This window comes from Spirosoma koreense (assembly GCF_054777875.1).
Genome location: NZ_BAAHAC010000002.1, coordinates 547,687 through 574,481, shown reverse-complemented (window position 1 = coordinate 574,481; position 26,795 = coordinate 547,687). Strand labels below are relative to the sequence as shown.

Sequence of the window (26,795 nt, the reverse complement as noted above, 5' to 3'; positions counted from 1 at the left end):
GCGGACTGTGGTCCGAATTTCAAGCAGATGCGGACTATAGTCCGTGGTATAATTCCCGGCCGATCATATAAAAGGCGATTACGAGTACAAACCAGCCAAACCCTTTCTTGAGTTTGTTCGGTGCTACAAAACGCGCAAAATACATGCCCACAAAAATGCCGATGATAGATAAACCCGTAAAGGGCAGCAGAAAATTCCAGTTCAGGTCGGTATGGTGAATATCACCCAGGAAACCAACGAACGAATTGACGGCTATAATGACCACCGAAGTGGCGACCGCTCGGTGAACCGTTAGTCCTGCCAGTAATACCAGCATCGGCACAATCAGAAAACCGCCCCCTGCTCCAATGGTACCGGTCAACAAACCCACCGACAAGCCATCGAGCGCCAGGTTTCCGTAACGTGGCCGCCCATCGGCCGCTTCGCCTTCTTCCGGCCGATCGTTGCGAATCATGGCATGGGCCGCTATGATCATAACAATGGCGAAGAAATACAGGATCGCATTGCTTTTCGGCAGAATGAAATTCTCGAACTGAAAAAGCGGATCGGGAAGCGCCGGTAAAAGAAACCGTCGGCTTAAATAGACCGATACAAAGGAGGGGAGGGCAAATGCCAGCGTAATGGGTAAGCTGACCCGTTTCTTCCAGACATGATTGATCGATCCGACCAGCGAAGTAGAGCCGACGACGAACAGTGAATAAGTAGTTGCGAGGACCGTTGGGATATGAAATACATAGACAAAAATAGGAACCGTCAGAATAGACCCGCCACCGCCAGCCAATCCAATCACTAAGCCTACAACAATCGCCGACGCATATCCGAATAGTTCCTCTCCACTCATGAAAAGCAAAACTACAGTTCAAGCACGATAAGTTTACAAGCTCATAAAAAACGCCCTCTACTTTGGCAAGCGGAGGGCGTTTTTGGATTATGCAGGATATCGTGGTCGAATTATTCTTCGGGTTTATTCAAGTGACTATGCTGACGGCTATAGGCGAAATAAACGACTAAGCCTATGGCACACCAGATTAGAAATGAAATTTTAGTGTCGGTGCGCAGATTGTACATCAGATACAGATTGGCACCGATTCCCAGCGTAGCAATGAGTGGTAACACCGGAGTACGGTAAGGGCGCTCCAGATTGGGTTCCCGAATTCGTAAAAGCCAAACTGCTCCGCAAATCATGGCAAAGGCCAGCAAGGTTCCTGAGCTGGTCAGTTCCGATACCTTATCGATGGGCGTCAGAGCGGCTACAATCGAGACAATAAAGCCTACCAGGATGGTGCTTTTCCAGGGGGTTTTAAACCGGGGGTGAATCGAGGCAAACAGGCCCGGTGGAATCAGGCCATCTTTAGCCATACCCAGGAAGACCCGGGTTTGGCCAAGCATCATCACCAGCATTACCGATGTTAGCCCACCCAGAGCCGCGATGGTAATGATGTAAACTGCCCAGGTCAGGCCCTTATCAGCGAACGCCTGCGCCACGGGCGCTTTCAGGTCAAGGGCTTTGAAAGGCACCATACCGGTCAGTACCAGCGAGACTAAAATATAAAGGACTGTGCAAATGATCAGTGAGGCAATAATGGCAAAAGGAACGTCTTTCTTAGGATTGATGGCTTCGCCTGCCTGCGTCGAAACGGCATCGAACCCAATATAGGCGAAAAACACGATGCTGGCCGCTGTAACAATCCCATTGAAGCCATAATGCTGCTGCCCTGTTTTATCGACAATCGTTTCGGGAATAAATGGCGTCCAGTTGGTCGTATCGACATAAAAGGCTCCTACGATGATAACGAAAATAACGACCGCGACCTTCACAATGACGATAATGTTGTTTGTGCTGGCGGCTTCTTTTATACCCCGTACCAGAATATAAGTCACGACCAGCACAATGAGAAACGCGGGCAAATTGATGGCAAACGAAAAATCGGGAACTGCTACACCGGTAGCCCGCAGCGCAGCGGCTTTTTCCTGGGCCGTAATAGGATCGTTCATCAGCCAGATCGGCGGATCGATATGAAAGAGATGAAGGAGCTTCTCAAAATAACCCGACCAGCTCACAGCTACCGTTGTGGCCCCCATCATATACTCAAGAATCAGGTTCCAGCCGATGAGCCAGGCGAAAATTTCACCAACGGTTCCGTACGAATACGCATAGGCTGATCCTTCGACGGGAAGAATGGAGGCAAACTCAGCATAGCAAAGAGCTGCGAATGTACAGGCTACACCGGCCAGCACAAACGACAGGGCCAGCGCTGGGCCTGCCCAATCATGAGCGGCAATCCCCGTCAGTACGAAAATCCCTCCCCCGATGACGGCTCCAATGCCTAATGAGGTTAGTCCCCAGCGTGTCAGTACGCGCTTGAGTTCACTCTTCTTCATGTCGGCTTCATAAGCCGCAAGGGGCTTTTTACGCCAGACACTGGTATCAACTGGTTTCAATTTAGTTTCCATGTAGGAAAATACAGTTTGGTGATTGTGTCGTTTGGAAAAATATTCTTAGGTGAAAACGCCGGGAAAGATACTAAATTCCGTGACATGAACCAGAAAAAGCCGGGTAGTTTTCAGGCTACCCGGCTTTTTGGAACTTGTTGATCTAGGATTGAGAAGGACGAATCAGCGGTTTTTTATCTTTCTTTTCCTTCTTCGCCGTAAACTCTTCGGGCGTGGCCGCTGCTTTCGTGGTGAAATCAGCGGGTATCGCATCATAACCCGTTTTCTTTTCGGTTACAGGCGTGGCTAGCAGCGCCGAATCTTTTTCCTGATCGCGGCTCAGCGCATCGACAACGATCGGCGTTGCCACGAACAGCGACGAATACGTTCCGACAATAACCCCGATCAGCATCGCGAACGAGAAGCCCCGGATGGTTTCACCACCGAAGATGAACAAGACCAGCAGAACCAGAATCGTCGAGAAACCCGTTACGGCCGTACGGCTCAGGGTGCTGTTCAGCGCGTTGTTGATAATCGTCGGGATGCTTTCTTTCTTGCCGCGGTTCTCGTTCAGGTACTCACGCACCCGGTCGAAGACAACCACGGTATCGTTCATGGAATACCCCATAATGGTCAGTAAGGCACCGACAAAAGCTTGGTCGACGTCCAGCGAGAAGGGTAGCCAGCCGTTGAAGAAAGTGAAAATAGCCAGAATGATCAGAACGTCGTGGAACATAGCCACCACCGCGCCATAACCAAACGCCAGTTTCTTGAACCGGATCAGAATGTAAGCAAAGACGACGGCTACCGCCAGCAGGATCGACCATAAGGCCGACGTCAGAATGTCGTAAGCGATGGTCGGTCCAACTTTCTGAGAGCTTTCAATCTTTGCCGGATTACCACTGAGGCTGCTCAGGCCTTTGTAAATAGTGGCTTCGGCTTTCTTATCGGCACCCTGCGAATTGTCGTCGACCAGATAAGGAGTCGTTACTTTTACCTGGTTGGAACCGATACCGGTGCCACCATAGGTTTTCACTTCTGGCGAAGCCCCCAATACGCCTTCCAGCGAGTTCCGAACTTCGTCTGTGCTAACAGCTTTTTCGAACCGGATCACATACGAGCGGCCGCCTTTGAAGTCGACACCCAGGCCGAATCCTTTGAATACAGCCGAGATGATACCCGCAGCAATGATTACCGAAGAAACCGTGTAATACAGTTTCCGTCGGGATACGAAATCGAAGTTCGAATCAGCAAACAGATTTTTAGCCCATGTCGAGCTGAAAGTCAGCGTTTTGCCATTGCGGATATAGTATTCCAGCAGCAGTCGTGTGATGAAAATAGCCGCAAACAGCGAGGTCAGGATACCGATGATCAGCGTGGTAGCAAAGCCCAGGATCAGACCCGTACCGAAGATGAACAAAACAACACCGGTGAGGAAAGTCGTTACGTTCGAGTCGATGATCGACGACATGGCGTTTTTAAACCCGTCGCTAACAGCGGTTTTGAAGGTTTTTCCTTCGGCCAGCTCTTCTTTGATCCGCTCAAATATCAGTACGTTCGCATCCACGGCCATCCCAATCGACAAGACGATACCCGCGATACCTGGCATGGTCAGCACGGCGCCCAGCGAGGCCATAACGCCCAGCAGGAAGAACAGGTTAACCAGCAGTGCAATGTCGGCAATGAACCCGGCGCGGTTGTAATAGAATACCACAAAAGCCAGTACCAGCAAAATGCCGACAAGCGACGAAATAACCCCAGCCGTAACCGCTTCCGAACCCAGAGTCGCTCCCACAACGCTTTCTTCGACGATGTTGGTCGGTGCCGGCAGTTTACCCGCTTTCAGTACGTTGGCCATATCTTTGGTTTCTTCAACCGTGAAATTGCCCGAGATGCTCGACCGTCCGTTCGGAATTTCGTTCTGTACGTTTGGAGCAGTATACACCAGGTTGTCCAGCAGAATGGCTACCGGTCGGCCAACGTTAGCCGCGGTCAGGTTTTTCCATTTACGGCCACCTTCGGCGTTCATATTCATGGTTACTTCCGGCCGGCCCCGGTCATCGTAATCGTTAGCTGCGTCGGTAATCACATCGCCTTCGAGCGGAGCCCGGCCACCTGGTTTTTTCAGGAAATAAAGCGGCAGAATTTCTTTACCATCGGTAGCTTTGAAGGTTTTCCGATCCCAGGCGAAAATGGCATCCGATGGGAAGAGGCTACGTACTTCAGGTGCGTTCAGCACCGCGTTGGCGCGAGCCGTATCTTTCAGGTAAACACCCAGTTGATCCTGGCCAACCGGCAGGAATAATTGCGTTAGCGCCGTACCCTGAGCGGCTGCGGCTGCGGTGTCATTCTTAGCCGTCGAATCTTTCTTTGCGCCTTTCGCCAGCTGCGATTCCAGGCTGGAGGTACCTTGGGCTGCCGAGCCAGCAGATGGGTTCGTGGTTTTCAAAGCCGCTTTCCGAGCGGTTTCTTCGCGCAATAGATAAGCGCCCATGCCTTCGAGGGCAGGAGCCAACTCGTTCAGCCGGTAGACTTCCGTGAATTCGAGTTTGGCTGCGCCGGTCAGCAGTCGGCGGATACGCTCTGGGTTATCGACACCCGGTAATTCGATCTGAATACGGCCCGAGCCCGGTAACCGCTGAATGTTTGGATTGGCAACCCCAAATTTATCGACCCGCGCCTGGATGATCTGGAACGCCCGCGTAGTGGCTCCGTTGACCTCATCATTCAGTAGCTTCCGTACTTCGGTATCCGACGACTGGAAGTTGATTTTACTACGGTTGGCGCTGGTGGCGAATACAGTAGCCAATTTGGTGTCTGGAGCCAGTTTCTTAAACTCATCGGCGAACAAATCCACGAAGCTGGCATTGCTCGTTTTCTGCGCTTCAGCCGCCTGTTTCAGCGCCTGGTTGAATTTCGGATCCCGGTTGTTACCCGACAAGCTCCGCAGAATATCGGCAGGCGACACTTCGAGTACGACGTGCATACCGCCCTGTAGGTCAAGGCCCAGGCCCAGTTCGCGTTCCGTAACTTCCTGAAGGGTGCTACCCAGGTAAACAGGCTCTTTCCAGAGCGAGTCCAGGTAATGTTGTTTTTTGTCACGGTCGACCTGGCCTTGTTTGTTGGTCGCATAAGCCTCCGCGTCGGCCTTGATACCGCGCGAAACGAATGTAAAGGACAGGAAATAGATGCAGATGGCTGCAATGACACCTGTCAGAATGAGAATTCCGGTTCTGTTTTGCATGGGTTATAACGGGCCTGTGGTCCGTTAAGAAAAAATAATAAGGTAAGTACAAAATTAAGATAGGCGGGTACCGGGCCGGAAGCTCGGCAAAACACTAGGGCGCATTCGTAGCTATATGATGCCCAAAAACGTGCTTGAAATAAGAAAAATAGAAATGCGGAAAGGTAAAATGCCGAAGCAGCGGGATGCTTAGCAGCATTAGAATCACGAGCGTGGGCTCGGGAAGCAGAATAGCGGTCTGACCCGAACCGCCTAATTGTATGGCAGGGGTAACAACAGCTTCGAACTGGGCCGCGCTCAGTTGGGCATCCGTTGGGTTGGTCGACTTGCCCGATTTAGTTTGTTCGGTTGCCGGCTTTTTTTTCGTCAGCGTCTTATGCTGCGCCGTGCTGCCATATCCCCACATCGCTGAAAACAGCAATAAGGTGGCCAGCATTAAGCTCGAAAGACGTTGTATGACGCGCGGTTGCTTCATAAATTCCCTTAGCGGATTACAAATTTCGCACCAATTTCGGTGGAATACAAGCGTTTGCCGACACGATTATCCGGATACACAGAATTTTTTCTAAATCAGATGCACGCCACTCCAAATGCGACGCCAGGACGAAATCGCACACATTCTATTAATCCTGTCGAGAAAAAATCTGCTACCTTGCACGCATGAATTTGCATGAATTTATCCAGTTAGCCCTCGCCGAAGATGTTGGCGACGGCGACCATACATCTCGCTCTACCATTCCGGCCGATGCCCAGAAGCGCGCCCGGTTGCTGGTCAAAGAATCAGGAATTTTAGCCGGGGTGGAGGTCGCTCAGGCGATCTTTGCCGAAGTCGACCCCTCGTTTGTGGTCGATGTGCTGCTGCACGACGGAGCCCGCATTAAGCCCGGCGATGTCGTACTGACGGTCAGTGGAAATGCCCGCAACATACTGACCGCCGAGCGGCTGGTGCTGAACTGTATGCAACGCATGAGCGGCATTGCCACCCATACCCACGAACTGGTTCGTCTGCTCGAAGGTACACGGGCCAGATTGCTGGATACGCGCAAGACTACTCCAAATTTTCGTATTTGTGAGAAAATGGCCACCAAAATCGGAGGAGCGGTCAATCACCGCTTCGGATTGTACGATATGATTCTGATCAAAGACAATCACATCGATTACGCAGGAGGCATTGAAGCGGCTATAACCAAAGCGGTTGCTTACCTGAAAGAAACGGGCCGAAACCTGCGTATTGAGGTCGAAACGCGCAACCGTGCCGAAGTAGAAGAGGTCATGCGGGTCGGTCAGGTCGATGTGATTTTGCTGGATAATTTTTCGCCTGATGGCATCCGTGATATGGTCAGGCTTATCAACGGTCGGTTCGTCACCGAAGCGTCGGGTGGTATCGATGAAACCAACCTGCGGGCTTATGCCGAAACGGGCGTAGATTATATTTCCTCCGGCGCGTTGACGCACCAAATCAAAAGCCTGGATTTGAGCCTGAAAGCGTATTGATCGATACCGAGTCAGGTCCTTTGTGGGGTGGTGCGAATAGTCTTTATCAGACCGTCGGATTTTCGTCGATACCTAATCTGGGTAGGGCCGGGTTCAGCACGCGGGGAACGACTTTAATTCGGAAAACGCGCGTTCCGGCAACATCGAAGTCGCAGCCATAAAAGCCGCGTTGTTTTACGCCCCGGTAAACGGCTGTATAATTTACTTTAGGCGGCCAGTTATTCAGGGCAAGTTCGGCGGTAATGGCGTCGACGGCCTTGCGTAAATTCGAAAAAAAAGTGATGGTCGGTTCGCGCTGTCGGATGGTAGTGAGCGATCCGACCGACTGAATAGAAACTTCATAAATAATGCGGCCGGTGGGCTTCAATACTGGGTTTTGTGTCAATGTGTTATTCAGGTTTATGCAATTTTACCCATAAATGGAGATTAGAGAAAAATAATTCTACTATTTTTCTTGTTGTAAACTAAAAGCGATCGTCAGGCGTTTTAACTACAATTGCGTCAATCAACGCCCATCTGTCAGAAGCAGGTGGGCGTTGTTGGTTTACAAAGAAAGCGTCGGCCCAACAGACCGACGCTTTCTTTGTCACTATAGGCTCCATTCGGCACTAGCGAGAGCCCTTATTTTTTATACATCACCGTTTCGACAGCCTGTAACGTACGCTTCACGTTCGGCAGAATGGCTTCGATCAGCGTCGGCGCGTAGGGCAGCGGTAAATCCATGCTGTTGACCCGAACGACGGGTGCATCCAGATAATCAAAAGCGTTGCGCTGGATGTTATAGGTCAGCTCCGAAGAAATAGCCGCCAACGGCCAGGCTTCTTCGACAATGACGCACCGGTTCGTTTTCTTCACCGAATTGATGATCGTTGCGTAATCGATCGGGCGAACCGAGCGCAGATCGATCACTTCGGCCGAAATTCCATTTTTGGTCAGTTCATCGGCAGCGGCAAGTGCCACCTTCATAATCTTACCGAACGACACGATCGTGACGTCGTTGCCTTCCCGCACCACATTGGCCTGGCCAATCGGAATCAGGTATTCTTCTTCCGGAACCTGGCCTTTGTCGCCATACATCAGTTCCGATTCCATAAAGATAACCGGGTCATTATCGCGAATGCAGGATTTGAGCAGACCTTTGGCATCATAAGGATTCGATGGCACGACTACTTTGAGCCCCGAGGTGTTGGCGAACCAGTTCTCAAAGTTCTGCGAGTGTTGGGACGACAGCATGCCGGCGTTACCAGTAGGCCCCCGAAACACAATCGGGCAGGAATATTGCCCGCCCGACATCGACATAATTTTTGCCGCTGAGTTGATGACCTGATCGATCGCTACCAGCGAAAAATTGAACGTCATAAACTCAATAATTGGGCGCAGGCCGTTTATGGCTGAGCCAACGCCAATACCGGCAAAGCCCAACTCGGCGATCGGTGTGTCGATCACCCGCTCGGAGCCGAATTCGTCCAGCATGCCCTGACTGACTTTATAGGCTCCGTTGTATTCAGCCACTTCTTCGCCCATCAGATAGACCAGTGGGTCCCGGCGCATTTCTTCCGACATGGCCTCCCGTAGGGCTTCGCGGAACTGTATTTCTCTCATGCTGAGTGTATTAAATTTCAATTAATGACTTTTTCTATTCACTGGTCATACCAGGTGAAATAGCGAAAAACGGTCAAAATTAGGCAAAATGACCTAATTCGTCAAATCAATCATACGACCTTATTGCTCAATCGATTCGCGGCTTTTAACCTGTAAACCGAATTGGTATAAAAAGAGCCTTGACCAGATAAGTTTTATCGGACAACGGCCAGCTTGCCGGCCAGGCCTGCCGACCCATCGGCGGCCACAACGACGACCAAATAAATGCCGGTCTGAGCTTGGCGACCCCGGTAATCCCGAAGATTCCAGGTGGCAGTTCCCCCCTGCGATTTAGCTTCGAATACCAATTGACCACCCGCGTCCAGGATTTTGACCGTTGCATTTTCGGTCAGACCATTGATGCCAACCGTACCCGTAAAATCAGGGCGGACGGGGTTAGGAAAAATGGTCAGGTTATTCAACACCTGGCTGGGCTCAGTAGCCGGGCCGCGGTACGAACTAAGTCCGTAGGGACGACTGAGCGATCCGGTTTCAAAGAATACCGTTCCGCTAATCGGTTCGATAGCCAGCGCCTGAATTAAGTCGCTGGGCAGAGGGCTACTGTCGGCTGTGAACGTATCGAGCAGTTGCGACCCGTCAGGAGCCACATGATAAAGCCCGCTTTGGGTACCCAGCCACTTGCGATTCCCGCCATCCACAGCGATGGCTGTGACTGCTTCGTTGGCCAGCAACCGACGCCGATTAATAATGGGCGATTGCGCGTCGATTTTACCGTCGATGGCATCGTAAGTGTTATCGATCACCATGGGGCCAGCGTCTGTACCGATCCAAATCGAACCCGTCCGGTCTTTAGCCAAAGCCAGCACCGTCGAACTTAGTAAGCCTCCCTGTCCGGTAGCCGTACCCAGAGATCGGCTTCGATTGGTTTGTGGATCAATCACAAGAATACCACCAGACCCGTTTCGACGAATCCACAAAAAGCCGTTATCGTCAGGAACGATCTGGAGGATAGTCCCCTGATAAATGCCTGTTAAAGACTGCATTTGCCCATCCGCCCGTCGGACGTGTAGGGTCGCCTGCTTCGCAGTTGGATTGGCTGCGGCTATCCATACGTTGCCTACAGCATCGGCGGCCAGGCTGGTGATAAACGAGCCAATGGCAGCAGGCAGTGTCACGACCGTGATTGGTTGCCCTGCGGTCTGGCGCCACAAGCCCTGGCCGAAACTGCCCAGGTAAAGCGTTTGTTCGCTGGGCAGGTAAGCCGCGGAATTGAAACCGCGCGTAATACCTGAATTAGTATTCCCGCTCCACCGCTGATCCGGTACCGAAAAGATCTCAACAGGTGACTGGGCGGGTGTGATGACTGTTGTGTCTGCAGGGCTGTTCGTGAGCGCGACGAGGCTTCCGGGAAAAGCATATAGGTTGGCAAATCGATCCTGTTGTGGGCCTTCAGGCACAATTTGCTCGAACGTACCGGCATTGCCCAGTAGTAAACCGTTCTGCGCATCGGCAACCCACACGCGGTTACCATCAGCTGCTACTTCGCGCGGATCCGTCAGCAATGGCCCTGTAAAAGAACCTGACCCCGGCAGGCTGACTACCTGCTCCGTCGCCAGAATCTGCCCATTGGTTGTTGGAAACTGCCGGATAATGGCATTGGCCAGCGACTGGACTAAAATCCAGCTGCCGTTTCGCCGTTCGTACACTCCTACTTTGCTGGCCGAAACCAGTAATTTATTCTGATCCGACGTAATCGACACGGTTGTACTGATTGGCAGGTTCACTGTACGCCAGTTGGCCGGATCGGCAATGTTGACGGATGAGGACAGGCGGCTGGCGATCAGCCGGAAACTGGTTACCGACGGACCAGCAACCAGTATGAGCGCATATAAGCTGTCAGCCGTAGTGGCCGTGGCATAAACCGGTACCGACGAATTGCTGGTGCTTGTAAAATATGTATCCCGAATCTCGTCTTTGCTAACATCGAGGACAACCAGGCCAAAATCGGTGCTCAAATAGGCATTGTTGCCCAGGCGATTGATATGATTGATCGAACGGGAAGCTGGTAATGAAGTAGAAGACCGAATTGTATTCAGATTCTTTACAGAAACCGGTGTGCCCGTCTCCGATAGGGTAAGGAAGTCCAGATTGCCGTTCTGATAAGAGATGAGTAGCCGCTTCTGGTCTGCCAGATAACACAATCGGCTGATGCCCGCGTCGCTCAATCCCGACGACTTATCGAGTGTGAGAGTTTCGTTACTGGATTTGTTATACTGGAACAAGCCGTTGCGGCTGGCCGCATACACGTAATTCCCCACTACGGCAACCGACTGTCCTGAGCGGTAACTCACGTGCGATTGCCAGGAACCGATTTGAGCGAACGAGCCGTGGACAATGAATAATGTATAATGAACAATGCATAATAAACGGAAAAATTTTCCTGAGAGTCCAGTATTCATTATCCATTGTCCATTATTCATTCCCGAGCTTTCATTGTTCATCGGTGTCCTCGTAAACCCACTCTTTATGTCCCGCTTTTTCTCCGAGCGAAAAACAACGGCGGCACCGGGCTTCATAGCTATCGGTTTCGCCCAGCAAAACCCGTTCGTTGGACGGCACCAGCCGGTAAGAGTAGTGAGCGATATCACCACAGACCACGCAAATAGCATGAACCTTAGTCACATACTCGGCAATACTCATCAGTTGGGGCATACAGCCAAATGGTTTTCCGGAGAAATCCATATCCAGACCGGCGATGATAACCCGTTTACCATCGTTAGCCAGCAGGTTACAAACATCGACGATATCATTGTCGAAAAATTGTGCCTCGTCGATACCGACAACGTCGCAGTTGCCGGCGAGTACCGGAATCTGGCTCGCTGTTTCAACGGGGGTAGAATGAATCGTGAGCGATGAGTGAGACACGATGTTCTGTTCGTCGTAGCGGGTGTCTAAGGCAGGTTTAAAAATTCTGACGTTCAGCTTGGCGATCCGGGCGCGCGTCAACCGGCGAATTAATTCTTCGGTTTTACCTGAAAACATCGAGCCACAGATTACTTCGATCCAGCCGGTGCGAAGATGGGGTGGTTCACGTCGGCGGTTGGGTTCTATAAACATCAGACGTCAGTCGTGGTAAAGGCCGATAAGTTGTTTAAAACCAATTCGCCACCGGCTCATAAACCGAGCCTGTACGACCTGTTGCGCAAATTTAAAGCGGTTGGCAGGCCGTCAGGACGTATGAACGAGCGTAATTGGTATATACAAAAGTAATTTTTTTCGGGCACCGGCTGATTATTCGACCGTCATTTTATCGCGGCCTTCAGTTCTCCAGCGCCTACTATCCCGAAACAGCTTCATCCGATTAGGAATGGAAAAGGGCTTAGCTTCTTTCTGCAACCATGCGTTTTCAGTTGAGTTTATCCAGAAAAATATTCCTGAGCCGAATAGCGCAGGGAAGTAGTTCAAATTGATTTACCCGAATTATCTTTGTTTTGATTGAAAAGAATGAGGGCTCATTTCGTTTCACTGATAACTCATATAAACAACGGCTATTCCTGATGTCGAATAAGTTTAATGCTAACGCCCTGACTGAGTATAGTAAGTCGTATGCGCGTCGTATTGCCACGGATTTTTATCACCAGCATGCAACCATCAATGGGGAGCAGATTTTGTCGCTTACGCCCATTGCTCAGATTAATTTGTTCGTTATCAGTAGCTTGTCGGATAAGTGGAAAGCGGATGCGGAGAAGTTTCGCAGCCATTATTTCGATTTTGCGGATGCCGATGTGCAGGAAGCGTTGCAGAATTTTATGAATGTCGTGTCGCAGCATATTTCGGTTCGGCGCGAACACCTCGAACCGCTGCTGGCCGAAGCTACGCGCCGGACTATCATTCTGCTCTTCGACCCCCGGGCGTATTTCGATGAGATCATACGGGCGCAACCCGAATTTATGCTGACGGCAGCTGCATTGAAGCAAATCACCCGGTTCACGAAGATTAATCAGTTTATTCCGGCCTATATTACCCAACGGACGAAGGATAAGCCGTTCGTGTACGTCAATCAGGCCATCGGCTATCTGGACGAAGCCCTGGCCCAGCGCGGTCACGAGCTGGAACATTATGATAAGTACGTCGCGCTGTTTTCGGAGAAGCTACCGATGGATGTGCCAGCCCTATTGCGGAGCCATGTTCCCGACAGTATCCCGAATGCGCCGTCCCGGTCATTTTTCGATACGGTTGCCGAACCGGCTGTTCCGCCCGCGCCCCTCGTTCCTACCGAAGCGACGCCCACAACCGTTGCCCCGGCAATCCCCCCCCAGGCCGAATCGGCTGTGACTGACAGCGAACCGGAAACCGACAGGCGAGATGCCATTCAGGAAATTTCGGACCATCCCAAACCAGAATCGACCGATTCGGCCGGATCGAATGGGCCGATGTTTCTGGGTGGTAGCCCCGGCCCGGAGCCCGTTGCGCCCATAAGTCAGCCGTCGCAGCTACCAACCGGAGCCATTTCGCAGCCCGCCATATCCGAAGCCAGTCAGCCGCTTATTTCCGTAGAATCAGCACCAACGCTTAACGACGCCTTGCGGGAAACCGTATCGACCGAGTCTGCAGCAGGTCAGGTAACGACGGTGGCCGAAACGTTTCACCGGGCACCCATCGAAAGCGTTGCCCGCAGCATTTCATTAAATCAGAAGTTTCGGTTTATCAATCAACTCTTCAATGGTAACGCCAGTGCTTATAATCAGGCAGTTGAGGAAATTGATACACTCAGCAGCTATGGGCAGGCGCTCGACCTGATTTCCGATCAATATGCATCGCAATATGTCTGGGATATGAACAGCGATGAAGTCAGTGAGCTGATCGAGATCCTGAAACGGCGATTCGCCTGATGTATTTCTCCCTAAAGCCGGTTTGATCACCGAACGTTTATGTAGCCGTTTAGTTGGTAGATGTGTCTTTCTGAATAGGCTTCCGTCTTATAGCGGCCAACTTTATTTAAAGGTTGGCATATCTATCGGACCTTTGACCAAAGAAGACCGTGCAACGGCTTTATCGGCTGATCGTAGCTAGCTGGCTGGGAATTGTTCCCGCATTGGCGCAGACGGGCATCATACCTCGGCCCGAGGGGGATCGGGCTGCGGATATAAGCCGTTCGCTGCAGGATCTGTTTCCGATACAAACCGAGGGTGTCGATTATCAGGGAATCTACGACGCGCTGGCTCAACTGTACGCCAATCCGCTAGATCTGAACCGGGCCACACGCGATGAACTGGAAGCTACCTATCTACTGACGGAGCGACAGCTAAGCAGTTTAGCCGCTTACCGGGCCAGCGCCGGCGATTTATTATCCATCTATGAACTTCAGGCAGTGCCCGATTTCGATCTGCCGACGATTCGGCGACTCCTGCCTTTTGTGACCGTATCGGGTGAAGCCGGCTTATTGGGGCCATTTCCTACCCCGACCGATAATTACCTGATCGTTCGCTTCGAACAGCTACTGGAGCAGCAAAAAGGATTTTCGGAAGCTATACCGGATAAGAAAGGAACCTTGCCGACGCGGTATCTGGGAAACGCTCAGCAATGGTATCTGCGGTATCGGTATAGCCGTCCGAGGGCGTTCAGCATCGGCCTGACCCTGGAAAAAGATCCTGGCGAGCAAATCAGCTGGCAACCGGCGGCACACCAGTATGGGGCTGATTATGTGTCGTTTCACGCACAGCTACAGAATCGGGGGAAATGGAAAAATATACTGCTGGGTGATTATCAGGTGCAGATAGGGCAGGGGTTAATCCTGTCGGCGGGGTTTGTATTGGGTAAGAGTGCCGAAACGGTACAAACGATCCGACGGCCAATGCTGGGGGCACGGCCGTATACATCCCTGACCGAATCGGGCTATTTTCGGGGCGTAACGGCTACCTATGCCTTCCGCCCGACCCTGGACCTGACCATCCTGGCAGCCTGTAACCGGCGTGATGCGAATATAACCACCGATGGGCCTGGGCCGCTTCGAATGGCTACCTCCCTGCAAACTTCAGGGCTACACCGTACCCAATCGGAGATCGACGACCGGGGAAGTCTGCTCGAAACCAACCTGGGGGTTCATTTACTCTACCATAGCCGGCGGCAACTACAACTCGGACTGACCGTATTGCACACGAATTTCGACACTTTCTTCCAGAAGCGTGATCTGGCTTACAATCAATTTGAATTTACTGGCCAGCACAATCTGGTTGTGGGGATTCATGGGGGGTACGTCCGGCGAAACTGGAATCTGTTTGGCGAAATGGCCCGGAGTAGCGGCTCTACAACTAATTCGGGGGGTATCGGGGCAGTTGGAGGAACTTTGGCCAGCCTGACCAAAAGGCTGGATATGGGCCTGGTGATTCGGCATTACGATCGCAATTTCCACAGCTATTACAGCAACGCCTTCAGCGAAGGCACGCGAAGCATCAATGAGTCCGGCGCTTACTTCGGATTAAAATATACCGTCTATCGCACGTTTACCCTGGGCGGCTTTGTCGATTATTTTCACTTCCCCTGGCTAAAGTACCTGGTCGATAAACCGTCGAGTGGATTCGACTTTCTGCTACAGGCCCGCTACACGCCCAACCGGCAAACGATTTTTTATGGTGTATACCACGAGGAACACAAACAAAAGAACCTAACAACTGGCAAACAGACCGATGTGGTCAACACCACGCGTCGGAGTTACGTGCTGAGTGCCGACTATAAACTGATGCGAAATGTATCGTTGCGGTCGCGAGTGCAACTGGGGTCGTTCGGATATGCAAAGCAAAGCCCTTCCCGCGGATTCGCCCTGATACAGGATGCTACACTGGACTTCCGCCCGCTGAGCGTAAGCGGACGGGTTGCTTTCTTCAATACCGACGATTATGATAGTCGGCAGTACGCATACGAGCGCGACGTGTTGTATGCTTTTTCATTTCCGGCTTACTTCTACCAGGGTCTCCGCCAGTTTTTATTGGTTCAATACAGCCTGAATCGCCATCTGGATATCTGGGTGCGTTGGGCGCGCACGAGTCTGCTGAACCGGGATGTAGTTGGTTCGGATCTGGACCAGGTCGACTCCTCCCATAAGACCGAAGTGAAAGTACAGGCGCGGTGGAGATTTTAAGCAGCTTACGGACCGGATAGTAAGGCGATTGCCAGGAGCGGCCTATGCGCTTGGTTTTAGGCTATCTTTGCCTTTGCCTCTTACTACTCAGCATCATCGAATGTTTACCTTTTTACGTGGTGTATACCAGTTTATAGTTCAGCACACCTATGGATTCCTCTGGTCAATTATCGGATTCTTAGGAATAGTAACGGTCTACATCCGGATCAAAGTCATTTATCTGGTAAACCCCGACATCGGCGGGATTGAAAGCAATGTTATCTACAGTGTCCTGCGTCTGATGGCTGGCTACCCACTTTATGAAAACCCTGAACAAGCCCCCTATGCAGTCACTCAATATAGCCCCATTTATTATTACCTGTCCGAGGGCTTTTCGCAGCTTGCCGGGCTGACGCCCGACGATGTATACGGGGTGTATATAGTCGGGCGCTGTATCTCGTTGGTCGCCAATGGGTTCTACGCCTGGGGGATTGGAAAATTAACTCGGACTTTGCAACTGCCGATGTCTGTAGCCGTATTGGTCGGGGTATTGGCTTTCTCATTGCTTCCCCCTCAATCTTACGCCCGGCCAGATAGTTTATACAATGCGCTTGCCGTCTGGACCGTGTGGGCAGTACTGCACTGGCAGGTTCCTAATGCTAATCAATCGATCCGGTACGGGGCTGCCCTGACAGCCTTTCTAGCCTCGCTCGCTTTATTCTCCAAACAATCAGCGCTTTGTTTGCCCATTATTGTGGGTGGTTATGTCATTTTGTTCAGTGGAAAATCACAGCGAATTCTCCCGTTTGTCGGCTGGTTCGTGCTGTTCACCGGCGTCCTCTATGTAAGCCTTTTCCGTCAGGAGGCTACGCTTGTTTATGCGAACGTGGTCCGGGGCGTGAGCAACGGTATTGACTTAGTCAGTTTCCGGTACAATATGGTCGATCATTACCTGCGCCCTTTTGCGTGGCTGGTCGTGCCGGGGCTTGCGATCAGCATTCGGTATATCATTTATGAGCAGGGAGCGCGTCAGTTCATTGGATTGGCGAACCTGGGATTTTTTCTGTTTGCCATGGTTACCGGACTCAAATGGGGTTCGGCGTTGAATTACTTTACCGAATTTACGGGGCTGTCGTGCCTGCTGGTCGTCGATCTGCTCTGGCAGTTGCGCAATACCCATTCCGATTGGGCCGATGTGGGCCGTTTGGGGCTGGTGTTGGGCATTGCCTGGGTTGTTCCGGTCAACGCCATGAACTTCAATTGGGGACGCTCGTTTGGTAAGCCAGTGGATATGACGCAGTACCAGCAGGAGAAAGCTGTTGCCGATTATATAAAGAGCGAACTGAAAAAGTGCCCTGATTGCCTGGTTTATAGCACCTTGTATAATAGTAGCTATCTGAATGCTTTTCTGTTTAGAAACTGCATCGTTCCCCAACAGGATCTAATTATTGGATCGGCCTACCCACTTCGTTCGTTCGATTATACGGACCTTGACCGCGCGGCCCAGGACGGACGTATCCGTTTTCTGGTCAGTAAAGAGGGTGAGACCGAGGCCCCGCTGTCGCCACCCATGTATCTGGCAAACTACCAGCCGATCAAATCCCTGGAAGGCTACACCGTTTACCGATTTAAGTCATCGGGAGCGCAGTTGCCCGACGAGCGGGGAAGAAGAGATCCGTCGAGGGTTATTTCTCCATCTCCCGAATGAGCTTATTGGCGTTGATAAACTCGTTTAATTCATCGACGCCCGAATGGGTGAGCGTAGCGCTGGTACCTTCCCAGAGTTTGTTCCCCTGGTAGAGAAACATAATTTTCTCTCCAATTTCCATCATGGAGTTCATGTCGTGGGTAATCACAACGGTTGTGATCTTGTATTCATCCGTGATTTCGGAGATAAGCTGATCAATTTTGATGGATGTCAGCGGATCGAGTCCGGAGTTTGGTTCGTCGCAGAATAAGTATTTAGGGTTTAGTACAATCGCTCGGGCAATACCGACGCGCTTTTTCATACCACCACTGATTTCGGAAGGCATTCGATCGGCGGCATTCTCCAGCCCCACACGACGCAGACAATCCATTGCCCGGTCTACTTTTTCATGTTCGGCCTGTTCGGTAAGCATGTCGAGCGGAAACCGAACATTTTCCAGCACGGTTTTCGAGTCGAACAGGGCAGATCCCTGAAACAAAACGCCCATCTCCCGGCGAATGGTTTTTTGTTCGTTCAGGTCGGTCGTCAGAAAGTTGCGTCCGTCGTAGAGCACTTCGCCGGAGTCGGGCATGATAAGACCGATCATGCACTTCAGCAGCACGCTTTTTCCGGTACCGCTTCCTCCAATAATCAGGCTGGTGTCGCCTGGTTGAAAGGAGCCGCTGATACCTGCCAGCACCTGCCGATCGCCAAACGTTTTCGATATATTCTTAATCTCGATCATAAGTAAAGAACGCGCGAGAGGAAAGGCGATGGCTGACACAGGGGACCGAAGCACTCAACCAGCCATGACCAGTTCGCTCATTATGTCAGTAGCATCTGGGTCAGGACAAAGTCGGCAGCAACAATGGCCACGCAGCTGTTGGTTACGGCCGCCGTAGAAGCGGCCCCTACTTCCAGCGCGCCCCCCTGTACGTTATACCCTCGGTAGGCCGAAATGGTTGAGATCAGGAAGGCAAATACTACGGTTTTGATGAGGGCAAACGTAACGCCGAACGGTTTGTAATCTACCCGTAACCCCGACACATACTCTTCAGGTGAGATAACGCCCGCCAGGGTACCCGCAATGTAGCCGCCCAGTATTGACAGAAAGCCGGCCATGATCACCAGCAGAGGAAACATCAGGACAGACGCAATCACCTTGGGCAGTACCAGATACGAACTAGAATTGATGCCCATCACTTCCAGAGCGTCTATCTGTTCAGTGATGCGCATGGTACCTAACTCACTGGCGATGTTCGACCCTACTTTACCCGCCAGTACGATACACGACAGGGTAGGGGCCAGTTCCAGAATGGAACTGTCTCGTACGATGAGTGCAATGATGTTTTTCGGCACGAACGGATTCGTCAGGTTATAAGCTGTCTGTACGCACGTAACGGCGCCAATAAACGTGTTGACGAGAGCAACGATGAAAATAGAGCCGACCCCGATGGAGGTGCATTCGTTCAGAATAAGTCCCAGATAAACGCGGAGCTTCTCCCGGTTTCGGAAGAGTGTGCCCAGAAAAATAAAATAACTGCCTATTCGTGACATAAAAGCGTGTAGCGAAACAAATCGGCCTGGCATGGGCCAGGTCAGTATCCTCTATTCGAGAGAACCCTCGTAAAGATAGAATGGTTTCTGACGTAACTTGCGCCATACACTAAACCGCGTACGACGGTCGTCGTTACTGGCGGAATAAGAAGCTTTTTGCATGAATCCATTAATTGTTGTAACGGGCGGTACGAAGGGAATAGGTCGGGCCATTGCCGACCGGTTTGTGAGGGAAGGATTCGAGGCTGTTGTGTGCGCCCGTTCCGTCGATGGGGTGCAGGGGGCCGGGCTGTTGCCTGTGGCAGCCGACCTGTCGACTCGGGATGGTGTCGTGCGCTTGCTGGAGTACCTCTACTCACTTAACCGGCCCGTCGAGGTACTAGTCAATAACGCGGGTATATTTCTGCCTGGCCAGATCCATAATGAAGCGGAGGGGACGTTTGAGCAGGTCATGAATACGAATGTAGCCAGCGTGTATCATCTTACCCGCGGGCTGGTCGGCGGCATGATTGACCGTCGGCAAGGGCATATTTTCATGATGTGCTCAACGGCCAGTATTACGGCCTATACCAATGGCGGCTCCTATTGCATTTCCAAATTTGCGCTGTTAGGCATGAGCCGTGTTTTGCGGGAGGAATTGAAACCGTATGATGTGAAAGTGACGGCCCTATTACCCGGCGCTACGCTAACCGCCAGCTGGGAAGGAACGGACCTACCCGAAGAACGATTCATGAGGCCCTCCGATGTGGCCGATAGTACCTGGGCGGCTTATTCGCTTTCGAAAAGTGCCGTTGTCGAAGAAATTCTGATTCGCCCCCAGTTAGGTGATATCTAAAGCACCATATAAACAATATGCCGGATGACGGTTCGCTGCAGACTCTTTTGTATCTTGCGCCCCACTTCATCAGGTCCAAACTTAATAACTTTTTACTATCAACTAATTATTGCTAACGAATGGCTTCCGTTGAGTATCTGGGTATTGACGTCGGCGGCACGAACGTCAAAATGGGTATTGTCGATGCTAATACCGGTAAAATCTCTAATTTTTATAGTCACGATACCATCAGCTGGCGCCAGTCGGGACATTTCATTGAGCGATTCGGGGATGCTGTTGCTTTGCAGCTCCTTGCCAATAAAGATGTTAAGCAGGTAGGAATCGGCTTGCCCGGTATGATCAATCGTACACGAACGGTTCCTCTGGAAATAACGGCTATTCCCGAAATCAACGGTCTGCCAATGATCGAGTTGTTGAGTACTCGCTTTCCGGGCGTTCAGTTTTTTCTGGAAAATGATGCCAATGCTGCCGCTTTAGGCGAATACTATTTCGCGGAAGAGAAAATTACGGAGAATTACATATTCATTACCCTCGGCACCGGTGTTGGCGGAGCAGCCATTATCAACAAAAAAATTTTTACGGGGGGCGATGGTAACGCCATGGAGCCAGGGCATATTCCATCGCGTAATGGGCGAGTGCTGGAGCGTAACATTGGAAAGAAGGAACTGCTGGATCTGGCCAATGAACGTCGGAACGAATTTAAAAAAGAAACCCAGCTTCCTGCCGACGGTAGCATTTCAACAACGGGACTCGTTGCGGCTGCCGCCGAAGGTGATGAACTGGCCCTGCAAATATGGGCTGAAGTAGGTGAAATCCTGGGCGAAGGGTTAGCTGCGCTGATTAAAATATTGGATATCAAGCAGGTGCTAATTGGCGGGGGGCTGTCGGCTTCTTTCGATTACATTCTGCCTGCCGTAGAGAAAACGCTGGATTACTGGTTGAATGCCTACTACAAAAACGGGCTGAACATCAAGCGGGCCACGCTGGGCAATGATGCCGGTCTGCTGGGAGCTGCTTCGCTTTGTTTTGAATAAACTAGTTATTCGCTGATAGCGATGCCACGGTTTCAACAGGCTTTTCAACGAACCGTAGCATCACTATCAGCGGAATAATAAGGAGACGTGCCCCGTTGTTTTCGCCCCGCTTTACACTACATTCACCTCCGGTGAAATAGAAATTCCAAACTTGTCAGCTACCGACAGTTGAATCTGTTGAGCCAGTTGTAAAATTTCATCGCCCGTCGCTTTCCCATAGTTTACCAGCACCAGGGCCTGTTTGGCATGAACGCCCGCATCGCCGGAGCGGTAACCTTTCCAGCCTGCCTGTTCGATAAGCCAGCCAGCTGGTACTTTTACCATACCCTCGCTCAGAGGATAGCCTGGAAGGGTTGGATGCTGACGTTGTAGATCGTTGAACTGAGCTTCAGGAATTTCCGGATTTTTGAAAAAACTGCCGGCATTGCCAATCTGGGCAGGGTCTGGCAGCTTACTGCGCCGGATATGCATGACGGCTTCGCTGATTGCCTGAATCGATAGCGTACTTTCCGATATACCCATGGCGGTCAATGTTTCCTGAATGGCCCCATAGCGGGTATGAAACGTCGGTTGTTTATCTAGCTGAAACGTAACACTCGTGATGATGTACTGATCCTTTAATTCGCGTTTAAACACACTTTCCCGGTAACCAAACGCACAGTCGGCGTGTAAAAAGGTTCGTTTCTCGCCCGTACGCATATGAACCGCTGTCAATGACTCGAATACCTGTTCGAGTTCAACACCGTAGGCACCGATATTCTGCATGGGGGCCGCCCCAACAGTGCCCGGTATCAGCGAAAGGTTTTCCAGCCCGCCATACCCTCGTTTTACGCAGAATTGGACCAATGCCTGCCAGACAACCCCTGCTCCAGCGGTTAAATAAATATGAGCCTCGTCTTCACGTACGACATCGATGCCCTGAATATCCATTTTGATCACCAATCCGTTGAAATCACGGCGTAACAGAACATTGCTGCCGCCACCAAGAATCAGTTTTGGCGTATCAACGAATTCGGTGAGCTGGAGCAACGTCCGTAAATCATGTTCCTGGCCAATCGTAACCCAATACCGGGCGGTGGCTTCGATGCCGAAAGTAGTATACGGTTTGAGTGATACGTAGCTTTGTATATCCAGCATGTAGGGTACGAAATAAAACACCAAAATTAGCCAAAATCCTGGATGGGTTTGAGGTTGAGTTTGTCTTACTGATTATTAGAATGACAAATTATCTATTTTTGCGTCTGAATAACCGAAGCATATGCGTTTTGGATTAAGTGAATGTTTGGTAATGGGGCTGTTAGTGATGACCGGTTGCGCCAGTAGCCGACCCGTAACCACGGGCCGTACGGTAACTGATTATAATAGCTACAGCGAAGATTTATCGGTAGTACGCCCTGTTTATAACGCTACTTCGTCAAATTTACCCGCTTCCAATAAGCCAGCTGCCCCTGTCAATACGTCGAAAACACCCAGCACAGCGCCAAGGCGAACCGAGCCTCGCAAGCCTACCGCGCCTATCGAAGCCTTACACGTCAATCGGCGCCTGGATATGGTACTCGATACGATTGCTTCTCATAACCGAACCATTCGCTATGCCCCCGGATTTCGTATCCAGATCTACGTAGGCAATCAGCGCTCGGAAGCCGATGCCGCTAAATTGTTGATTTACCAGAATTTTCCGGAACTTAGCCCTTACTTAAGTTATAATCAGCCAACCTATAAACTCAAAGTAGGTGATTTTATGCGTCGAATGGATGCCGAACGATACTTTGCCTCGATCCGACGATTAATTTCCTCGGCCCAATTACAAGCCGATAAGGTAGATATCCGCCGTAGCCTGTTGATCAAATAAAACCTATAGTTACCAGTTTTTTATTTTAATATATTTGGTGTGATTTAAGTTTGAGTATCTTTAATTTAAAGCCCTGATTGTACAGGCTAGTATACTATGAAGAAAGCATTAATAACCGGTATAACCGGGCAGGATGGAGCTTACCTGACAGAGTTGCTCTTAGCGAAAGGGTACGAAGTGCACGGCATCAAACGCCGGAGCTCGCTTTTCAATACGCAACGTATTGACAGTATGTACGAAGATCCGCACGAAAAAGGTGTGCATCTGAAGCTTCACTATGGCGATCTGTCCGATTCGACCAATGTCATCCGGATTATTCAGGAAATTCAGCCAGATGAGATTTATAACCTCGGGGCTATGTCGCACGTGCGGGTAAGCTTCGATGAACCTGAATACACAGCTCAGGTCGATGGTATCGGCACACTGCGCATCCTGGAAGCCGTCCGATTGCTGGGCTTAACCGAAAAAACCCGTATTTACCAGGCATCGACTTCAGAGTTGTACGGTGGGGTTCAGGGCCATGCCCAGTCGGAGACGACACCTTTTTATCCACGTTCGCCCTACGCGGTTGCCAAGCTATATGGTTACTGGATAACGGTCAACTATCGGGAGGCTTACAATATGTATGCCTGCAACGGCATTCTGTTCAACCACGAATCGCCACTGCGGGGCGAAACGTTCGTAACGCGCAAGATCACCCGTGCTGTAGCCCGGATCGGTTTAGGCCTGCAGGACAAAGTATACCTGGGCAATCTTGATTCGCTGCGCGACTGGGGCCACGCAAAAGACTATGTTGAAGCCATGTACCTGATTCTTCAGCAGGACAAGCCGGAAGATTTCGTCATTGCAACGGGTATAACGACTAGCGTGCGGGATTTTGTGCGAATGTCATTTGCGGAAATCGGAGTTGAGCTTACCTTTTCGGGCGAAGGTTCCGATGAAACCGCGGTCGTAAGCAAATCGTCAAATCCCGACTTCCCGGTCGAAGTAGGCAAAACAGTCTTATGCATCGATCCTCGTTACTACCGTCCGACTGAAGTAGATTTGTTGCTGGGCGATCCGACCAAAGCGATGACAAAACTGAACTGGAAACCGAAGTATGATCTGCCAGCTCTGGTGAAAGACATGATGACGGCGGATATCGATCTCTTCCGGCGCGACCAGCTTCTCGCCAAGAGCGGTCACCAGGTGCTGAACTATTTCGAATAGATTGATCGCTTCCTGAAATTTCCAAGTTAATCGATAACAAGAAGGGCCCCCAGAAATCTGGGGGCCCTTCTTGTTATCGATTAACTTGGAATCAATTATTAAACTGGAACGGCGTAATAATACATCCGCGAACTGTTGGGGTACATGCCAATCAGCATCAGACCTTCTCCTTCTTTTACCGAAGACAGAATAGCTTGCAGGTCTTTCGTCGTCTTGACATTCTTACCGTTTGCTTTCACGATGATAAAACCTTCTTCTACGTCCGTTTCAGCCAGTTTGCCATCCGTAATTTTTTTCACCCGAACTCCCCCGGTAACACCCAGTTGTTTGGCATCCTGAGCGGAAAGATCTTCGAAACTGGCGCCCAGTGTGCTTAACGCCGTGTTAGAAGCAGAAATATCAGATTTCTTGATGACATCCCGGCCACCGTTCCGATTGCGAAGTTCTACTTTGAAGTCACGTTCGGTGCCATCGCGATTAACCGTTACGGTTACAACATCCCCCGGGCGACGACGGCCAATGATTTCGCGCATTTGTGCATCCGAATCGAGTGTCTGACCTTCCATCTTCACAATGACGTCGCCTTTCTTCAGACCAGCAGCTTCAGCAGCCCCTTTTTCGACCACGCTTTCTACGTAGATACCACGGCCGATTTTAGCGCCTTTTTCTTTCGCTACCGTGCTGTTCAGCTCGATCGGCAGGATACCGATGTAGCCACGCTGTACATTACCGTATTTAAGTAAGTCAGCGGATACTTTTTTCACCAGCGATACCGGCACGGCAAAGCCATACCCACTGTAATAACCCGTTGCCGAAGCAATTGCTGAGTTGATACCGACCAGTTCACCCCGCAGGTTTACCAGTGCACCTCCCGAGTTACCAGGGTTGATTGCTGCATCCGTCTGGATGAAGGCTTCTACCGGCGAATCAGGTTTAGCGTCGTTTTTATTGATGTTTTGATCAAGAATACCGATCCGACGGCCTTTGGCACTTACGATCCCTGCCGTGACGGTCGATTCCAGGTCGAGTGGATACCCGACGGCCAAAACCCATTCCCCTAATTTCAGGGCATCCGAATCGCCCAGCGTAATAGCGGGCAGGTTGTTTGCCTCTACTTTAATAACGGCCAGATCTGTCAGCGGGTCGGTGCCGATAACTTTAGCTTTAAAGCTACGCTTGTCGGTCATAATGACCTCTACTTCGTCGGCATCCTGAACCACGTGGTTGTTGGTTACGATGTAGCCATCTTTGCTTATAATTACACCTGAACCTGATGCCTGACCCTGCTGACGGCGGGGTTGCCGCTGGCCACCACCAAACTCATCACCAAAGAATTCCCGGAAGATATCCGGTACCTGTTGCTGACGAACCGTTCGAGTCATTGTAGTCCGGATGTGCACAACCGTTGGGGTTACTGCCTCGGCTGCCGTCGAGAAATCTCCCGGGGCCGCCATTGGTCCCCCTGGCATGGAAGCCAAACGACCCGTAATGGCCGGTATTGGCGACGATTCGTTAAAAATTACATCCCGGTTGTTGAATCCCAACAGGTTGTAAGCGGCCAGCGTTATTACACTCGAAAGGAGTGCCATCAACGCTAATAATTTCCAGTTGCTTTTCATGATTAATGGGAAAATCTAATTGCTTTCTTTTTGTGTTGGAGTCGAATTCTGCTCTGCTGATATAACGGAAAGAAGCTTCTGAAAAATCCGGCCTGCAGATGTCCTTAACAAAATTTAACAAGCCTTTGTTAAGGGGCGTATTAGGCTACGGAGCTTCTGATAATCCGCTGATAATTTACAAACAAATGCTATACCACCCCAATTAAATCCACTTCTTTACGCCATCCTGTCATTGTTATCTGGCACTATGGAGCAAAGGGTGGACAACTTGACACAATACAGGCCATGAATTTCTGCCCCGAAAAGCTACTGCGGGCAGATTACTACTGTCAAGATAGGGGGAGGCTATTTTATCGCCAGCAAGTCGAAAGCTTTTTCAGCGGCCGCCTGTTCCGCTTTTTTCTTACTATAGCCGCTTCCGGTGGCAAAGGGTTCTTCATCGACCAGCACCTGAGCAATAAATTCACGGAAATGGCTATTTCCTTTTTCGGAAATGATTTCGAAGCGAATCTCTTTGCCTTCGCGTTGTGCCCACTCGATCAGTCGGCTTTTGAAGTTGCCATTTGTCTGTACGACCGATTCGATATCGTAGTGCGATAACAGGTCTTTGAGGATAAACTGCCGGGAGAACCGAAACCCTTTGTCCAGGTAGATGGCGCCAACAAGGGCTTCGAGCGCATCTCCGTACATCGATGTACGGGCAGGCATACTGCGGGTCCGGCTGCCGTCGTACTCGATAAGTTGATCGAGCCCAATTTTGCGGGCAATGCCATTCAGGGTTTCCCGGTTGACGATACGCGATCGGATTTCGGTTAAGAATCCTTCGTCTTTGTAAGGGTATTTTTTAAATAAGAATTCCGCAATAACCATTCCCAGCACGGCGTCGCCCAGATACTCCAGCCGCTCGTTCGACTCTCGGAAGCCCTCGATAGCAGTTGCTTTTGACGCTGAGGTATGGCGCAGAGCTAACTGGTAGAGCCCCATATTGGATGGGCGCGCACCAATGATGTGGCCAATAGCCCGGCGAAGGTCTTTACGCGAACCAGCATCGCCAGACCGGAACCAACTTAAAGGATTGAACAGCTTACGAGGCAGAGCGATTTGCACGGCGG

The 26,795-nt window shown here is 50.9% G+C and carries 21 protein-coding genes; 8 read left to right on the top strand and 13 right to left on the bottom strand.

What is annotated here, in order from left to right; translation table 11 throughout:
• Positions 1 to 34: 34 nt before the first annotated feature.
• The 4 genes from ACYVC2_RS02965 to ACYVC2_RS02950 form a co-directional block, all read right to left on the bottom strand.
• Positions 35 to 841 carry a sulfite exporter TauE/SafE family protein gene (locus ACYVC2_RS02965; protein WP_461100788.1) on the bottom strand — a complete coding sequence of 269 codons (807 nt, stop codon included), beginning with the start codon at positions 839 to 841 and terminating at the stop codon, positions 35 to 37.
• Between the two features lie 110 nt (positions 842 to 951).
• The gene (locus tag ACYVC2_RS02960; RefSeq protein ID WP_461100787.1) at positions 952 to 2,454 is read right to left on the bottom strand and encodes an APC family permease; all 1,503 of its coding nucleotides are present in this window, start codon (positions 2,452 to 2,454) and stop codon (positions 952 to 954) included.
• Between the two features lie 142 nt (positions 2,455 to 2,596).
• On the bottom strand, positions 2,597 to 5,677 hold the full coding sequence (gene secDF, locus ACYVC2_RS02955) for a protein translocase subunit SecDF (RefSeq protein ID WP_461100786.1): 3,081 nt from the start codon (positions 5,675 to 5,677) through the stop codon (positions 2,597 to 2,599).
• 94 nt (positions 5,678 to 5,771) lie between these two features.
• Complete coding sequence (locus ACYVC2_RS02950; protein WP_461100785.1) at positions 5,772 to 6,152, bottom strand: hypothetical protein; 381 nt, start codon at positions 6,150 to 6,152, stop codon at positions 5,772 to 5,774.
• A gap of 185 nt (positions 6,153 to 6,337) precedes the next feature.
• Here ACYVC2_RS02950 and nadC point away from each other — a divergent pair, with 185 nt between their 5' ends.
• Positions 6,338 to 7,171 (top strand): carboxylating nicotinate-nucleotide diphosphorylase, encoded by an 834-nt coding sequence (nadC, locus tag ACYVC2_RS02945; RefSeq protein ID WP_461100784.1) that lies wholly within the window; start codon positions 6,338 to 6,340, stop codon positions 7,169 to 7,171.
• A 46-nt stretch (positions 7,172 to 7,217) separates the two neighbouring features.
• On the opposite strand, the gene ACYVC2_RS02940 is transcribed toward nadC, so the two are convergent.
• The 4 genes from ACYVC2_RS02940 to ACYVC2_RS02925 form a co-directional block, all read right to left on the bottom strand.
• Positions 7,218 to 7,556, bottom strand: a complete 339-nt coding sequence (locus tag ACYVC2_RS02940) for a hypothetical protein (RefSeq protein WP_461100783.1) — start codon at positions 7,554 to 7,556, stop codon at positions 7,218 to 7,220.
• A 236-nt stretch (positions 7,557 to 7,792) separates the two neighbouring features.
• Positions 7,793 to 8,773, bottom strand: a complete 981-nt coding sequence (locus ACYVC2_RS02935; protein WP_461100782.1) for a pyruvate dehydrogenase complex E1 component subunit beta — start codon at positions 8,771 to 8,773, stop codon at positions 7,793 to 7,795.
• A gap of 194 nt (positions 8,774 to 8,967) precedes the next feature.
• Positions 8,968 to 11,232 carry a type IX secretion system anionic LPS delivery protein PorZ gene (gene porZ, locus ACYVC2_RS02930; RefSeq protein WP_461100781.1) on the bottom strand — a complete coding sequence of 755 codons (2,265 nt, stop codon included), beginning with the start codon at positions 11,230 to 11,232 and terminating at the stop codon, positions 8,968 to 8,970.
• 31 nt (positions 11,233 to 11,263) lie between these two features.
• Positions 11,264 to 11,890 carry a thymidine kinase gene (locus tag ACYVC2_RS02925; RefSeq protein WP_461100780.1) on the bottom strand — a complete coding sequence of 209 codons (627 nt, stop codon included), beginning with the start codon at positions 11,888 to 11,890 and terminating at the stop codon, positions 11,264 to 11,266.
• 440 nt (positions 11,891 to 12,330) lie between these two features.
• Between ACYVC2_RS02925 and ACYVC2_RS02920 the strand changes: the two genes are divergently transcribed.
• The 3 genes from ACYVC2_RS02920 to ACYVC2_RS02910 all read left to right on the top strand — a co-directional run bounded on the left by ACYVC2_RS02920 (position 12,331) and on the right by ACYVC2_RS02910 (position 17,598).
• Positions 12,331 to 13,665, top strand: a complete 1,335-nt coding sequence (locus ACYVC2_RS02920) for a hypothetical protein (protein ID WP_461100779.1) — start codon at positions 12,331 to 12,333, stop codon at positions 13,663 to 13,665.
• 149 nt (positions 13,666 to 13,814) lie between these two features.
• Positions 13,815 to 15,911, top strand: a complete 2,097-nt coding sequence (locus ACYVC2_RS02915; RefSeq protein ID WP_461100778.1) for a ComEA family DNA-binding protein — start codon at positions 13,815 to 13,817, stop codon at positions 15,909 to 15,911.
• Between the two features lie 100 nt (positions 15,912 to 16,011).
• A complete protein-coding gene (locus tag ACYVC2_RS02910) occupies positions 16,012 to 17,598 on the top strand; it encodes a hypothetical protein (RefSeq protein WP_461100777.1) in 1,587 nt (528 codons plus the stop codon).
• Here the strand turns inward: ACYVC2_RS02910 and ACYVC2_RS02905 are convergent.
• Both ACYVC2_RS02905 and ACYVC2_RS02900 read right to left on the bottom strand, forming a co-directional pair.
• Positions 17,576 to 18,322, bottom strand: coding sequence for an ABC transporter ATP-binding protein (locus tag ACYVC2_RS02905; RefSeq protein ID WP_461100776.1), 747 nt, complete (start codon positions 18,320 to 18,322; stop codon positions 17,576 to 17,578). The genes ACYVC2_RS02910 and ACYVC2_RS02905 overlap by 23 nt on opposite strands.
• A gap of 80 nt (positions 18,323 to 18,402) precedes the next feature.
• Entirely contained in the window at positions 18,403 to 19,134 is a 732-nt protein-coding gene (locus tag ACYVC2_RS02900) for an MlaE family ABC transporter permease (protein ID WP_461100775.1), read from the bottom strand.
• Between the two features lie 160 nt (positions 19,135 to 19,294).
• On the opposite strand from ACYVC2_RS02900, the gene ACYVC2_RS02895 reads away from it, so the two are divergent.
• Both ACYVC2_RS02895 and ACYVC2_RS02890 read left to right on the top strand, forming a co-directional pair.
• Positions 19,295 to 19,969: an SDR family oxidoreductase gene (locus ACYVC2_RS02895; RefSeq protein ID WP_461100774.1), complete on the top strand. Its 675-nt coding sequence runs from the start codon at positions 19,295 to 19,297 to the stop codon at positions 19,967 to 19,969.
• A 119-nt stretch (positions 19,970 to 20,088) separates the two neighbouring features.
• On the top strand, positions 20,089 to 21,003 hold the full coding sequence (locus ACYVC2_RS02890) for an ROK family protein (RefSeq protein WP_461100773.1): 915 nt from the start codon (positions 20,089 to 20,091) through the stop codon (positions 21,001 to 21,003).
• 111 nt (positions 21,004 to 21,114) lie between these two features.
• Here the strand turns inward: ACYVC2_RS02890 and murB are convergent, their stop codons facing one another.
• Positions 21,115 to 22,140: a UDP-N-acetylmuramate dehydrogenase gene (murB, locus tag ACYVC2_RS02885; RefSeq protein ID WP_461100772.1), complete on the bottom strand. Its 1,026-nt coding sequence runs from the start codon at positions 22,138 to 22,140 to the stop codon at positions 21,115 to 21,117.
• A 121-nt stretch (positions 22,141 to 22,261) separates the two neighbouring features.
• Here murB and ACYVC2_RS02880 point away from each other — a divergent pair, with 121 nt between their 5' ends.
• Together ACYVC2_RS02880 and gmd are read left to right on the top strand one after the other, a co-directional pair.
• Entirely contained in the window at positions 22,262 to 22,855 is a 594-nt protein-coding gene (locus ACYVC2_RS02880; protein WP_461100771.1) for an SPOR domain-containing protein, read from the top strand.
• Positions 22,856 to 22,951: 96 nt separating this feature from the next.
• A complete protein-coding gene (gene gmd, locus ACYVC2_RS02875; protein ID WP_461100770.1) occupies positions 22,952 to 24,064 on the top strand; it encodes a GDP-mannose 4,6-dehydratase in 1,113 nt (370 codons plus the stop codon).
• A 98-nt stretch (positions 24,065 to 24,162) separates the two neighbouring features.
• Here the strand turns inward: gmd and ACYVC2_RS02870 are convergent, their stop codons facing one another.
• Together ACYVC2_RS02870 and rnc are read right to left on the bottom strand one after the other, a co-directional pair.
• Entirely contained in the window at positions 24,163 to 25,683 is a 1,521-nt protein-coding gene (locus ACYVC2_RS02870; RefSeq protein WP_461100769.1) for a Do family serine endopeptidase, read from the bottom strand.
• A 345-nt stretch (positions 25,684 to 26,028) separates the two neighbouring features.
• Positions 26,029 to 26,790 carry a ribonuclease III gene (gene rnc / locus ACYVC2_RS02865; RefSeq protein ID WP_461100768.1) on the bottom strand — a complete coding sequence of 254 codons (762 nt, stop codon included), beginning with the start codon at positions 26,788 to 26,790 and terminating at the stop codon, positions 26,029 to 26,031.
• Between the last annotated feature and the right edge of the window lie 5 nt (positions 26,791 to 26,795).